This window comes from Paraflavitalea sp. CAU 1676, assembly GCF_029223285.1.
In the GTDB taxonomy this organism is placed as follows: domain Bacteria; phylum Bacteroidota; class Bacteroidia; order Chitinophagales; family Chitinophagaceae; genus Paraflavitalea.
The window spans coordinates 546,082-561,334 of the sequence record NZ_JARHUJ010000004.1 but is presented as its reverse complement, the minus strand read 5'-3'; the positions used below and the strand labels follow the sequence as shown (position 1 = coordinate 561,334).

Below are 15,253 nucleotides of genomic sequence, written 5' to 3'. Positions count from 1 at the left end.
TGCCGTAGGCTGTAGCGATTTTCCGGGCTGGCCACATTTGGGTGACGCCCTCGATCCCAGCCTCACTTGAAGCGCTGTTTTCCGGCGGCCCAAGCTCCGGTCGTGCCACGCATCCGGTTTGCGCTCGGTTGAAGCATTCTTCAGGGCTGGACATCTTTACGTGGTACCCCGCACCACCAGCTTTGCCGGAAGCTGGACCTTATTCTTCCTGGTCGGTTTGTTCTTTCCTAACTGCGACATGAGCAGGTTAATGGCCGTTTTGGCAATTTCCTCCACCGGCTGCTCGATAATGGTGATACCCGGTGGAAACAGGCGGAACACATCATGATCGTCAAAACTCATCATGGCCACATCGGAGGGAATGGTTTTGCCTAACTTCTGCAGGCTTTCAATTCCGAGCAACCCCAGGTAGTTGGTGGCAAAGAACAACGCATCCAGGTTGGGGTTGTTTTCAATAAAAGCGGAGATCTGTTTAATCGCCTCCGCCCGCGATATCTTATATCCCAGCGAAAGGACGTGCTTTTTATTAGCGGGTATATTGGCTGCTTTAAGACTGTCGGTATAGGCTTGCAATCTGTCCTTGATCTGGATCAACTGGAGGTCGACAGTAATAAAGCCAATCTTTTTGTAACCCCGGCTGATGAGGTGTTTCATGCCTTTTGCCACTCCCCCGTAATTATCTACCAGCACGTGTGGCACGTCCATTTCAGGAAAATAACTGTCTAATAAGACCACCGGCTTTTTATGCTCGATCAACTCCTCTACGTCCTGTTCCATCCCAATAGCAGGGGTAATGATGTAGCCATCAACCTGTTGCTGCGACAACATCCGGATCAGCTCCTGCCCTTTTTTGCCGTCATTTTCGGTAGCGCAATACACCACTTTATAGCCGTATTGCTCGGCCTCCTCCTCGATCACTTTCGCCAGCGCGGCAAAAAAGTTCCCGGAAATACTCTCCACCACCAGGCCCAGCATTTGTGATTTGCCGGTTCGCAGCCGCACAGCCACCTGGTTGGGGTGATACCCTTCCCGTTTGGCGATGGTAGCGATCTTCTTGGCCAGATCATCGCTGATCCGCATTTCCCTTGCCTTACCATTAAGGACAAAGGATACGGTAGACGGAGAGGCACCCGTCATTTTCGCGATATCTTTGAGCGATACTCGTTTCATAATGTTGGCGGTAGTTTTTGCGGCACGATCCCGAAATGTGCCAATGCAGCTACATTTTTAGGCAATTAAGTGCGATGAAATGGCAAGAATCCGTAGCCTCTCAAATTTAAGGCATCCCCTTCAAGGTCGTGAAATTTTTTAGGAAATCGCGCATAATCACTGTGAATTTCAAGGCGAAGCGCACAATTACGTGTCAAAACCGGTTTGCTATTGGTTTCAATAATTGTAACGATGACAACCATCGCCGGATTGGGCAGTTGCCCAAAGCCAGCTTTTGATAACCGTATAATTGACAGATTATCCGATTCTTATAAAGGAAAATCTAGTGAGACCCGCACTGGCTTTTTTTACCTTCAAGCCGCATTCACTGCTAACTTACTGATACTGTAGCAGATATACTACCCGGTTTGCATAGGCTATTATAGGGTATTGCACTGTTTAGTGCATTCCAGTGCCGTTCTCAGTAAGTATCAGTGCGGTTTGCAGGCAATATCACTAGAGTTTAGTGCAGCCAACCGTAGGCTTTGACTCGCCCTAAATTAGCTTTGACCCGACACTGCATCACCGCACTGTCTTGCCCCGTCACCTCCCCACACGAAAATGCCACGCAGTAGTTCCAACTTCTGCGTGGCATTTACCGGTTATTTCGAATCGGTTATTTCTTTTTAGGCTTCTCCCCCATCACAAACACCAATTTACCACCATTCGTGATATCGCTATGTGTCAGGAATAGACGATTGAGCGGCTGACCGTTCAGGATCATCTTCTGCACATATACATTCTTATCGCCCTGATTCTGCGCCTCGATCACAAAGGTCTTCCCATTTTCCAGCTGAATGGTTGCACCATCCACTGCCGGACTACCAATGGCATATTGATCGCTGCCGGGCGCCACTGGGTAAAAGCCCAATGCCGTAAAAATGTACCAGGCGCTCATCTGGCCACAGTCGTCGTTTCCACCCAATCCATCAGGGGTGGGTTTAAACTGCTTTTTCAGGATCATACGCACCCGCTCCTGGGTTTTCCAGGGCTGATCGGTCCAGTTGTACAGATAAGGCACGTGGTGCGAAGGTTCATTGCCATGTACATAGTTACCTATGATACCATCCCGGGTAATGTCTTCGGTTTCGGCAAAGTATTTATCGGGCAGGTGCATGGTGAACAATGAATCAAGATGCGCAACAAACTTCTTCTTGCCCCCCATCATATCGATCAATTGTTCGGGTTCGTGCGGAACATACAAGCTGTAGTTCCAGGCGTTGCCTTCAATAAAGCCCTGGTTGTGCGTACTGAGCACATCAAATTCTTTTCTGAAAGTGCCATCGCTCAATTTAGGACGCATATAGCCGATAGACACGTCATAAACGTTCTTGAAATACTGAGAACGTTTGATAAACTCGTCATATATTTCGGTACGGCCCAGCTTTTTTGCCATCTGTGCAATGCTCCAGTCATCGTAGGCATATTCGAGCGTCTTTGACACAGACGAACCATTCTTATCCTCGGGAACGTAGCCCATGCTCATGTAATAGCTCAACCCATCATAAGAACCATGGCGTGCGGTAGCTACGCAGGCGTCCAGTGCTTTGTTGGCATCGAATGGAGCATTTCCTTTGATTACCGCGTCGGCGATCAGGGAAACACTGTGATAACCGATCATGCACCAGTTCTCGTTGGCGTAATGACTCCAAACAGGCAACATGTGCTGCGCACTCTGGTCGTAGTGGGCCAGCATTGACTTGATCATGTCGGCATTACGGGAAGGCTGTACCAGGTTGAAGAATGGATGCAGCGCACGATAGGTATCCCACAGAGAAAATATGGTGTAGTTGGTAAAATTCTTCGCCTTATGGATGTTTTGATCGAGGCCGCGATAAGCGCCATCCACATCCATATAGGTAATCGGGCTTAAGCAGGCATGATACATGGAGGTATAAAAATTCTCCTTATCATCCCTGTTCTTAGACTGGATGGTAACTTTCGACAGTTCTTTGTTCCAGCTATCCTGAGCCTGTTGTTTCACCTGGTTGAAATCCCAACCCGGTACTTCAGTACGCAGGTTCAGCAGAGCGCCTTCGGTGCTAACAGAAGAAAGGGCGAATTTGATCTTGATCTTCTCCCCTGCTGTGGTCTTGAAATCGAAATAAGCCCGCAATTGCTTACCGGCCATTTCAGGAAAGTTCTTCGTTTGGTCGAACTTGCGCCAGAACCCCTGGTACACCTGACGTTTGGCAAAGCTCTTATTACCGTACTGATAGAAAGGCTTAGAGAAAGCCATGGCGAAATATACGGTTCTTGTTCTACCCCAGCCATTGGTTTGGCGATAACCTGTGATCAGTGTGTCGTTCTCCACGCGAACAAAGGTCCACACGTTCTTGTCTTCATAATTGTAGATACCCGACATGAGATCAAGAATGATATGCGATTGATCCGACTGCGGGAATGTATACTGGTGAAAACCTACCCGGTTGGTAGCAGTTAATTCTGCCAGGATATTATAGTCGTCCAGTTTTACTTTATAGTAACCTGCCTCCGCTACTTCGTTAGCGTGCGAGAAGACAGAGCGGAAACCGCTGCGTGGTTCATTGGCAGTACCTGGGTTCAGCTTCAGGTCTCCTACGGTTGGCATGATCAGGAAGTCGCCCAGGTCGGAGTGACCAGTACCGCTGAAATGCGTATGACTAAAGCCTACAATCGTTTTATCCTCGTATTGGTATCCAGCACAGTATTTGTATACGTCGCCATTGTACTTGCCATTCATTTCATAAGGAATGGTATCCGTATCGGGGCTCAATTGCACCATACCGAATGGAACGGTTGCGCCCGGATAAGTGTGCCCCATGCGCTGGGTGCCAATGATCGGTTTTACATAAGGTACTAGATTCTCCGGTGTCGTTTGTGCCGCACACCAAACCGGCGCGCTCAGTAAACCGGTCAATAGTAGATTTCTCATTCTTTCTTTCAATTTTAATACTTACTCATTAATACTCCGGCAGAAGTCTCCACCCGCCAGAATGAAAAATTGCGATCCGGTAGCCGGATCGCAACAGTGTTATCAGATGGTCGGATTTTTTACATATTCATCCCACAATTCGTCGAGCGTTTTGCCCGTGATCTCTTTCCATAATTCCGGTTTGTAGGTCTTGGTGCGCATCGCGTTATCGAGCTTGTTCACCAATTTTTTCGTGGTATTTTTTTCGGCCCATACCAGGAAACGGGCAGTTACCCTGTATGCATTCGTATAGTGATGCTTAGTATCAAATTTAGGCAAGGACCATTTGCCTGCTTCGTTGTTCACTCCATATACGTGACGAACATAATCGGCAATTCCTTCAGTTAGCCATCCGGGGCCGGCGCCACCGGGATAGGCTTGAACGATGTGCATGGCTTCGTGCGTAACCACATCGATATCTTCAGGATGGTCGGCCATCCATTTGGGACTAACACGGATGATGCCATTAGAAGCAGCCGCCACGCCTTTATATTCGGGATCGATAATGAAAGTCACCATTTTACGGGTGCCCTTATTGAAACGTTTTGCTTCTTTAGGATACACTTTGAAATAGGCATCAATCATGCGCTGTTTCGTAACGGCACTGAAACCAGAATCTTTATTGATGAAAAGGATAGTATACCCTTTCTTGGTTAATGAGTCTTTAGAAACGATGCCTTCCGTACCAATATTATTCCAGTCGCGTTGTGCGAAGGAAGATACGGCCGAGAAACACAAAGCGAGGAACAGGGGTGCTTTCATTATGATGATTTTGTCTTTTGATGGATTGGTTACTAACTCCCGGCCGGTTGACCTGTTAGCTATCTGACCGGGAGTTCATGGGTACTATTTCTTAGTATCGGTTGAATAAGAATAAGGGAACGCATCGGGGCTAGATCCTCTCGACTTATTGGGCGTGCTGCCCATGTTAAAGTCGATGGTACCGCCTTTGAAGAGATCAAAGTGATCTACCCAGTTCTTAGTGTATACCACACCATTGCGCTTAACCTGTTGTACGTACTTATTGGCATCGCTGTTGGCGGGGGCATTGATGACGAGCTTTTTACCATTGTCGAGCGTGAGGGTCATCTTTTTGAACAACGGCGTGCCTAGTACATACTGCGTGGTACCGGGACAAACGGGATAGAAGCCCATTGCCGAAAATACGTACCAGGCAGAGGTTTGGCCGTTGTCTTCATCACCGCAATAACCATCGGGAGTAGCTTTATACAGCTGCTCCATTACGCGACGTACCCAGTATTGGGTTTTCCAGGGTTCGCCACCATAGTTGTAGAGGTAGATCATATGCTGAATGGGCTGGTTACCGTGAGCATATTGGCCCATATTCATGATCTGCATTTCACGGATCTCATGGATCACCCCACCATAATAGCTTTCGTCGAATACGGGAGGCATTGAGAATACTGAATCGAGCATAGCTACAAACATCTTATTGCCACCCATCAGGTTCTTGAGGCTTTCGATATCGTGGAATACGCTCCAGCTATAGTGCCAGCTGTTTCCTTCGGTGAAGGCATCACCCCATTTGAAAGGGTTGAAGGGTGACTGGAATTTACCATCCTTGTTTTTGCCACGCATCAATTTCGTTTCGGGATCGAAGAGGTTACGGAAGTTCTGGCTGCGTTTTGCATACAGGTCGAGCTCTTCTTTGGGACGGCCGAGGGCCTTACCCAGTTGGTAAATGGTAAAGTCGTCGTAAGCATATTCGAGCGTACGGGCTGCGTTCTCATTGATCTTAACGTCGTAAGGAACATAACCCAGTTCGTTATAGTATTTAACGCCGGCACGGCCAACGGCGGTCATCGGACCTTCGTTGTTGGCGCCATGCAGCAGGGCTTCGTAGAGCTTATTGATATCGGGACCTCGAACGCCCTTGATATATGCGTCGGCTACTACAGATGCAGAGTTGTTACCCACCATCACACTGCGGAAGCCGGGGCTGCTCCATTCGGGCAGGAAACCACCTTCTTTGTAATCGTTGAGCAATCCTTCCTGCATTTCTTTGTTGATAGCCGGGAACATGAAGTTCAGGAAAGGATAAAGAGCGCGGAATGTGTCCCAGAAACCGGTTCCGGCAAACATGTAACCGGGCAGTACCTGACCATTGTAAGGGCTGTAGTGAACGATCTTGTTGCTCGCATCCAGTTCATAGTGTTTTTGTGGGAACTGGAGCATGCGATACAAGCAGGAATAGAAAGTCCGTGTTTGATCGATGGAGCCACCTTCCACCAGGATGCGGTTGAGTTGTTGGTTCCAGGCTGCTTTTGCTTTAATCTTTGTTACCTCGAATGCATCGGTACCGATCTCACGCTTCAGCGAAATATCGGCCTGCTCGTAGCTAATGAAAGAAGATGCCACACGCAGGCTCACCTTCTCCCCTCTTGTGGTTTTAAACCCGATCACGGCTCCTGCATGTCTGGCCTCTGATTCAGTAGCGCCCTGGATCAGGGTACTGTCTTTCCAGGCATAAGTAACAGTGAAAGGTTTGTCGATATAGATGACGAAGTAGTTCTTAAACCCTGCTGGTACACCACCGCTGTTGCGGGTTGTGTAACCAATGATCTTCCTTTCGTTGGGCAGGACCTTTACATAAGAGCCTCTGTCGAGGGCGTCGATCGCTACAAATGAGCTATCGCTTTGCGGGAAGGTGAAACGGAACTGAGCTGCTCTTTCGGTGGGGGTAATTTCAGTAGTTACGTCCCAATCGGCGAGGTATACACTGTAGTAATAAGGTTTGGCTACTTCTGCTTTGTGCGAGAACCAGCTGGCGCGATCGTCTTGCTTGAATTTTACTTTACCTGTAACGGGCATGATGGCGAACTGACCGTAATCGTTCATCCAGGGAGAAGGCTGGTGGGTTTGTTTAAAACCACGGATCTTGTCGGAGCTATAGGTATAGGCCCAGCCGTTGCCCATATTGCCGGTTTGGGGCATCCAGAAGTTCATACCCCAGGGAACTGCTATTGCAGGATAGGTATTACCGTTTGATAAGCTTCCTTTAGAATCGGTACCCATCAAAGGGTTAATCCATTCTACGGGATCAGAAACGGAGGTTACGAGCTGTGCCTGCAGGGTGTTGATGCAAGCCAGTGCAACGACCAATTGAATGATTTTTTTCATGATTGAAGATATAAGAAAATACAGTTTAAGGACCGATACGTTCAAAATGACCTCCTAAATTAGGCGGCTAAACCGATTTTGCAAAATAATTATAGGCTGGGCGGCATTAAAATACAATACCCGGGCCTTTTTAGGGACCCGGGTATGTTTAAATACTGGTACGTAGCCTTAACCAATGGGACGGATTAGGTCGATATTTTTGACTAGTTATATCCCAAATTTTGCTCAAGTTTGGTGTTGGCAACCCTTTGACGATGTGGAATAGGAAACAGTTCCTTATTCTTATCGTTGCTTGCTTTGTGATCCCACCAATCGGTTGTAACAAACTTGTTAAATCTGATCAGATCCTGACGACGCCATCCTTCAAAGATGAATTCGCGACCTCTTTCAGCCAACAATTCATCCATAGTCAATGTCGTAGTGGTATAAGCTTCTGTAGCCCAATCAGCAGCAGCAAATGACCGCTGTTTGCATGCGTTGATCAACGCAACTGCATCTGCATTGGCTGTACCGCCATTCTTACGCATGAGTGCTTCTGCTTTTGCAAAATAGATCCAAGTGAGGCGATAAACTGCCCAATCATTGTTAAAGTAAGTTGCTTCTGTTTGACGACCTGGTTTGTACTTATTAAACCGTACACCGCTATTTTCCTCTCCCTGCGTCATATCAGATACCAGCGTATTGGGATCCTGACCTGGTTGCAATGACTTGTTCTTTCTGATATTATCAACAAATACAAGTTGTTCACCATTATATTCATTACCTCCACTGCAAATTACAGGCTTTGTGGGATCTGCCAGGTAGAACTGTGGTCCGATGAGAAACCATTCTTTCTTACGCAAGTCAGCGTCCTTGAACTTACTATATACCCCGGGAATGACAACAACTCCGTCGTTTCCATTAAATGTACCATCGTAGATAAAGCGCTGGTCAAAATGATAGAAGTCTGAGTTGAAGTTTGCTCTAAAACCCGCCAGGTTATCATATGCTATGGACCAAACAATTTCCTTAGAAGTCAGATGGTTTGTAGCCTTATAAGTGTCGGTGATATTGGCATCAAGTTGCATTGTTCCATTTGCCACCTGACAACCAGCTTGTCCCTGAATCAATTTATCGGCGGCCTGAATACAGTCATCCCAACGTTGTGTACCAGTCCACTTTTCAGCGTTCAGATAGAGTTCCACCAACATTGCGTAGGCGCCAGCTTTGGAAAAGCGACCAACTAATTGCGGTGAAAGGTTAGGAATTTTATCAATATTATCCTTGATTTCTTTTTCGATGAAGGTGAAAACGTCCGCCCTCTTTGTAGTAGCAGGGTTCAATGGTTCACCAACCTGAGTTACCACAGGAATGTTGCCATACAAATCCATCAACTTCAGGTAGTAAAAAGCCCTGAGCATCTTAAGCTCAGCAATGTAACCATCTTTTTCCTCCTGGGTGATTCCCATACTAGCAATCGTCCGGTCGCCAAGGTTCTTGATAGGATCATTACAAAAACCAACACCTGTGTACATCAATCTCCAGGGATCCCAAACAATACTTGGATCATCGGGAATCCAGGTATGATTGTGAAGGCGGATCCAGTTTCCATTGTCCTGTCCGTGCCGACCTTTTACAGGCCATGCAAGCTGATCGGCGGCAAGCTCGCTCACCTTCCAATAGCCGACCTGACCGGATGACATGATCCAGGCATTAGTATGGGTGTAGGGCCTTAGTACTGCCGATATAACTTCGTTTTTGTTATTGTAATAGTTTTCAGTAATGAACTCACTATAAACGTTCTCATCCAATTTTGTGCAACTGCCGATGGCAAGCATGGAAGCACCTATGAATGCATACTTTAATTTCTTATGAATTTGTTGCATGATTTTCGTTTTTTTAGAAACCAAGATTAAGACCTACAGTATACTGCCTTGTCGAAGGATAAGGGCCGCGGGCATCTACCCCGGCACCCAAACCGGTGTCGTTAACAAAATCTGGGTCGTTACCATCATACTTGGTAAAGGTCACCAGATTTTGACCGCTCAGGTAAACACGCAGGCTACGCACGTAATCATTCTTCAGTTTAAATCTGTAAGCCAATGTTACGTTATCCAGTTTCAAGAACCCGCCTGGTTGCAGATAATAGTCAGAATACTGGTAAGTGTCATTCAATTTTGCATGGGTTGTAAATGCGCTTCTCAACAAGTTGTTTGGCAATGCTACCTTATTACCATAGGAAAGCTCCATAGTATTCAGGATATCATAACCAAATCTTCCGCGGAAGAATACGCGCAGGTCGAAGTTCTTATAAGAGAAATTATTTGTCCATGACATATAGTACTTGGGAATGCCATTTCCAATAACAGTAAGGTCTTCTTCCTTAATATCGCCGAAACGAACCTTGGTTTTTCCGTCGGCTTTATAGAACAGCCATTTTCCGTTATCATCAAAGCCGGCAAATCTCTTTCCATAAAAGTTGCCCACATCACCACCTTCATAAGTACGGATGGCGTTACCCAGCGCACCAAAACCACCAATACCACCGTATTCCTTAAAGGTAATTTTGAATACATCATTAGAGAATGACACCAGGCGATTCTTATTCGTGCTTGCCGTGAAGTCCATATCCCATGTAAAATCCTTCTTCTTAATAGCCACAGCATTAAGTGTAAGCTCAATACCTTTACTTTCTATTGTACCTACGTTAGTAAAGATGGTAGGCTGAATGAACGGAGGTAACTGGGTATTGTAGTTTTCCAGAAGGTCTTCAGTTCTACGCTGATACGCTTCAATTGAACCGCTAAGTCTGCTATTCAATATGCTGAAGTCTACACCAATGTTGAGTTCTTTTTTCTTTTCCCAACGGAGATCTGGGTTGGGGTTTCTGCTTGGGCCATAAGTTTGTCTCCAGGCACCATCAGGATTCAGGTAGAAACCACCCGTTCCCAATGTTACCAATGAACTATAGTTTGGAATACCGGAGTTACCAGTTACACCATAACCAACTCTAAGCTTCAAGTTGTTAACAAACTCGATATTCTTCATGAAATCTTCGCGATCGATATTCCAACCAGCGGAGACAGCTGGGAAATTACCCCACTTGTTGTTCGCACCAAAGCGAGAAGATCCTTCACGACGCAATATAAAAGTGGCCATGTACTTCTCCTGGTAAGAATAGTTTAACCTTCCAAAGAAAGCGATCAGCGTGTTGTCTGATTTGCCGCTGCTAATGCCAGCCTTGCCAGCGATCAATTGGTTACCGGTTCCAAGATTATCCTCGTGAAAAAGGTCATTTACAAAACCAGAATTCGAAGCGCTAAAGTTTTCAGAAAAACCATACTGATAGCTATAGCCGGCAAGAGCAAAAATGGAGTGGTCATTTTTAATCTTCGTTCCGTACTCGATAGTTGGCTCCATGGCGTAATCTACACCCAGGAAAGTACCTTTTGAAGCACGGCCACCTGCTGCACCTGTACCACCGCCTGCGGGGATCACAGGGTTTTCTACTGAAACTTCTGAGTTCAGGTTTGCATAGTAGTTATCAACGTAGCTATTTCTTTGAACAGACCCGAAGAATGAGGCTTTTAACCCTTTAAGGATCTCCAATGAAATTTTTCCATCCGCAGCAGTGGATTGTTGATCACGCAGGTTCTTTTCCTGGTATAAACGAGCGACCTGATTTGTACTTGTCGGTTCAAAATAATAGGTACCATCTGGCTTATAGATTGACAGTGTTGGGATTTTAGACAACTGGTCTTCCCAACCACCGCCGCCCAATAAATTGGCACGGTTGAAATTTGTAACTATGTTAACCTGAGTGGTTAAACGACCGTTCATACCACGCTGATTAATATTTAAACGGGCACCATATTGAGAACGATTATTTTTCAAGGAAATGCCCTGAAAGTCGTTATAATAGATGCTTGCACGATAGCTGGTCGTATTGGTACCACCTGAAAGTGCCAGGTTGTGGTATTGAGTCAGGTTGTCGTGGTTCACAATAGCATCGAAAAAATCGGTGTTGTAATTATATGCACCAGTACCATACTGAGCAGGAATTACCCCTTCCGCAATTTTAGCGCGATAATCGGCCGCATTCATAAAGTCAGGCCTTCTAGTAATGAATTCCTTTCTCCAATAGGTAGAGTAATCATAGCGGGCAGGACCAGATTTTCCTTTTTTGGTTGTAACCAAAATTACACCGCCGTTTGCACGTGTACCGTAGATAGCTGCCGCTGATCCGTCCTTTAACACGTCGATTGATTCAATATCATCTTGTTGCAAAAGATCAAGATTACCACCAGGAATACCATCAATAACCACCAGCGGAGATTGACTACCTGCTAGTGATACTACACCGCGTAATTGAATTGCAACTCCAGAGTTGGGGTTGCTGCTTCCGGTTCTTGTAATGTTTAAGCCGGCAATTTTACCCTGAACGAGGTCAAGGGCATTTCTTGCTCCGCCCTGGTTAAAGTCTTCGGACTTTACAGAGGCAACGGCAGAAGTTGTTTCCTTTCTTTTTTGAGTTCCATACCCAATCACCACCACTTCATCCAAAGACTTAGTGCCGGTTAAAAGTACCACATCAATGGTAGCAGAGCTCCCCACTGAAATTTGCTGTTCAGCAAATCCGATAGCAGAGAAGACGAGTACGGATGTGTTATTGGGGACATTAATGTTGAAGGAACCATCACTGCCTGTAGAAGTGGAAGTGGTTGTACCCCTAACTGTCACTGTAACTGACGGAATTGGGGCATCGTCTTTACCAGTAACCTTACCGGTAACGGTTCTCGATTGAGAGAAAGAGGTGACGGAGAAGAATAGCAATGCCATCAGGCAAAGCAATCCGCCCCGCACGAGGTTGGAACGTCGCTTTTCCATACGCAAGTGTTTGTTTGGGTTTTTGTTTGAATTAAAAAAACTCTTAGCTATCGATTAGTTTTCTTCCCGATTATGAAACCCGGATAATCAAGAAGCATGTTATGATCAGGCAAACGTAAGACCTAAAACGTTTTAGCGATGACCCAAAAATAAAATCAGGGGATACCTAATTCATCTGGCTTGTATGAGAGGAGAGCCTACGCTCCACCTATCACACTGACCTAAAACGTTTTAGCCATAGGATAAAAAAAATATTTACTGCACTGTAATAAGGTATAATGGTATGAAAACGGAAGCCGGATATTGACTTCTTAACGTAATGTAAGGGTCAATATTACGCAACTAAACCGATTTTGCAAAAAGAATTACAATGAACTGTTAATACTACAGTTTTAAGTAGACTGTCTAACGATCAAGTTCGCTGCAAGCTGTACCTGATTTTTTTTAACCGGTACTTTACTGTTGCCGAGTTGTTGCATCAAGATATGAATAGCAGTCCGGGCGATCGCTTCTACCGGCTGCTGAAGTACTGTAATTCCAGGGAGATGTAAACGAAATATGTCATTGTCATCAAAACAAACGACTGCAAGGTCTTTGGGTATTGAAAGGCTAATAGCCCGAATGCTTTCCAATCCTAATATACCCAGGTAGTTGGTGGCAAAAAATACAGCATCGGGTTGTTGCTTTTTGAGAAAGTCGGTTATCTGCTCTATAGCGGTTTCTCTTCCCCCGCTATAATTTACTTTCAATATGAGCTTCTTCTTTTGTGCTGAAGATTTTGCGATTGCGTCTAGATATGCCTCCTCACGCTGGCGCATCTGGATCATCGGCGATTCAATCGTTATAAAGGCAATTTTTTTGTAGCCCTTCTCTACCAGGTGCTCCATCCCCTTTTCCACCGCCCCTTTATTGTCTACCTGTACATATGGTGCTTCGATACCTGGGAAGTAGCGGTCCATCAATACCAACGGTTTCTTGTGCCTTGCCAGCATCTCGATATCCTCTTCCATGCCCACCGTAGGTGTGATCAGGTATCCATCTACCTGGCGCTGCGTCAACATGCGCAGCAACTCTACCCCTTTCTTACTGTTATTCTCCGTACTCGAGTAAACCACCTTATACCCAAACTCCTCGGCCTCCTCCTCAATGGTTTTAGCAAGTGATGCAAAGAAATTATTTGATATATCTTCTACCAACAGTCCCAGTATCTTTGTTTGCCCCGTACGGAGGCTTACTGCGACCTGATTAGGCTGATAGCCCATTTTCTTTGCTGTAGCCAATACTTTATTCTTCAACTCGTCACTGATCCGCATCTGGCTGGCTTTTCCATTCAGGATAAATGACACCGTTGAAGGCGAAGCTCCTACCAATTTGGCTATGTCTTTCAGTGATACTCGTTTCATAAGCAATGAGAAATAGTAATAAAACTGCTAATCTAATCCTTTCCGGTCAATTTAAAACCGGCCAGGAACACACTTGTATCCCTGGCCGATTCATATTCTTTCTGTCGTGTATTCAGCACACTACTATTCGGGGTATCCCGGATTCTGCGGTCTCAAATTGGGATTGTTCCTGATCTCAGTGGTCGGTAAGGGGAACAGGAGGTGTTTTTGCTCCAGTTTCGCGCCGTTATCGGCAAATACGTGTCCCACAAAGTCTTCGAATGTGTTGTTGCTTTCCTTGTAAGCCTTTCTCGTGCGTACCATGTCCATCCAGGTAATGCCTTCATAACACAGCTCGTGCCAACGCTCCCGCCAAACAGCCTGCCTGAAGCTGGCTGTATTAAAGGTACCCAGCGCCGGTGTGGCCAATTTGGCCCGGTCGCGGATTGCTTTCAAGGCATTCCAGGCATCGGTATTGGGTGCTGCCCCCGATTCGTTCTGTGCTTCCGCATAGGTCAATAGCACCTGAGCATAGCGGATCTGCGGCCAGTTCAGGTCGCTTTGGGCCGTACCTTCCACATTAAAGGTTCCATGTGCCACCACATCAAAATGCTTAAATATATAGGGGGCGCCCAGGTTCTTTAACGGACCAAATCCCTCATTATAATAGGAGGTGTAGAAGAATCCCTGCCGATCTACAGTCCGTGCATCCCCCGCTTCGTAAGAAGCGAAAAAAGCTGGTGTAGGTACGGTACTGCCCACTTCGGTTCCATATTTAGATACACCTTTAAAGTTCGGCAACAGTATTGGCTGAATGGGGTTACCGGCCACCGATGCCAGATACTGGATCTCGAACATATGCTCCCCCTTATTTTCCTGGGCCAGTGAGTGCAGATCGTTGTAGGTTGTAAACAAACTGAATGATCCGTTACTGATCACCTCTTTTGCTTTATTGGCAGCCAATGTGTAATAAGCTGCTCCCTTGTTGAGTGGCTGGCCTGCCATGGTAAGATAAACTTCTGCCAGCAGGGCTTTAGTGGCCCCCAATGTCGCTCTGCCGGATGCATCAGTCCAGGGGATACCCGAAGCTTCTGCCTCTGTAAGATCCGCAACTATCTTGTCGTAAACAGCCTGTGATCCCGTACGTTTTGGTGTAAAGCTGCTATCGCCCGATGAATAGATCGGTTTTGTGAGTAATGGTACATCACCCCACAGGCGCACCAGGTAGAAATAGGCCCAGGCCCGCAGGAATTTGGCTTCGCCGAGTACTTTGTTCTTCCGTGCCTCTTCCATATCAATGCCGGGCACTTTGTCCATTACCAGGTTGGTTTGTGCAATTACGTTGTACAACCCGTTCCACCAGTTATTGACCAACAGGTTATCGCCGTTGTGCACCAATCCAAACAGGTTGTTAAGATCGGAGTTCTGGGCTGTTTCGGTACGCGCAGTTCCCGTCACCGCTTCCAGCATGGAAAAGTTCTGAACGAAGATGCCCGCACCTTCGCCGATAAACCGGGTACGCGCATAGGCTGCTGCAATTGCCGCATCCGCGTGTTCGGGCAGCGTATAATATATATCCGGGCTCAGGTTGGATGGGTCGTTTCCTTCATCGAGAAACTTATTACATCCCTGACTGCCTAATAGGATGAAACTATAAAATACTATGACGCTGTATTTTTTGAGTAGGTATTTCATATTGCTA

8 protein-coding genes are annotated in these 15,253 nt (G+C 46.3%); all 8 read right to left on the bottom strand.

Annotation, left to right across the window (positions count from 1 at the left end; all coding sequences use genetic code 11):
• Positions 1–156 precede the first annotated feature (156 nt).
• Positions 157–1,170 (bottom strand): substrate-binding domain-containing protein, encoded by a 1,014-nt coding sequence (locus P2H89_RS15280; RefSeq protein ID WP_275828269.1) that lies wholly within the window; start codon positions 1,168–1,170, stop codon positions 157–159.
• Between the two features lie 655 nt (positions 1,171–1,825).
• The gene (locus P2H89_RS15275; RefSeq protein ID WP_275828267.1) at positions 1,826–4,123 is read right to left on the bottom strand and encodes a GH92 family glycosyl hydrolase; all 2,298 of its coding nucleotides are present in this window, start codon (positions 4,121–4,123) and stop codon (positions 1,826–1,828) included.
• 102 nt (positions 4,124–4,225) lie between these two features.
• Complete coding sequence (locus P2H89_RS15270) at positions 4,226–4,924, bottom strand: basic secretory protein-like protein (protein ID WP_275828264.1); 699 nt, start codon at positions 4,922–4,924, stop codon at positions 4,226–4,228.
• Between the two features lie 84 nt (positions 4,925–5,008).
• Complete coding sequence (locus tag P2H89_RS15265; protein ID WP_275828262.1) at positions 5,009–7,303, bottom strand: GH92 family glycosyl hydrolase; 2,295 nt, start codon at positions 7,301–7,303, stop codon at positions 5,009–5,011.
• 203 nt (positions 7,304–7,506) lie between these two features.
• Positions 7,507–9,168, bottom strand: a complete 1,662-nt coding sequence (locus tag P2H89_RS15260; RefSeq protein WP_275828260.1) for a RagB/SusD family nutrient uptake outer membrane protein — start codon at positions 9,166–9,168, stop codon at positions 7,507–7,509.
• A gap of 13 nt (positions 9,169–9,181) precedes the next feature.
• Positions 9,182–12,169 (bottom strand): SusC/RagA family TonB-linked outer membrane protein, encoded by a 2,988-nt coding sequence (locus tag P2H89_RS15255; RefSeq protein ID WP_275828258.1) that lies wholly within the window; start codon positions 12,167–12,169, stop codon positions 9,182–9,184.
• A 392-nt stretch (positions 12,170–12,561) separates the two neighbouring features.
• Complete coding sequence (locus tag P2H89_RS15250) at positions 12,562–13,572, bottom strand: LacI family DNA-binding transcriptional regulator (protein WP_275828256.1); 1,011 nt, start codon at positions 13,570–13,572, stop codon at positions 12,562–12,564.
• A gap of 123 nt (positions 13,573–13,695) precedes the next feature.
• Positions 13,696–15,246, bottom strand: coding sequence for a RagB/SusD family nutrient uptake outer membrane protein (locus P2H89_RS15245; RefSeq protein WP_275828255.1), 1,551 nt, complete (start codon positions 15,244–15,246; stop codon positions 13,696–13,698).
• Positions 15,247–15,253 lie beyond the last annotated feature (7 nt).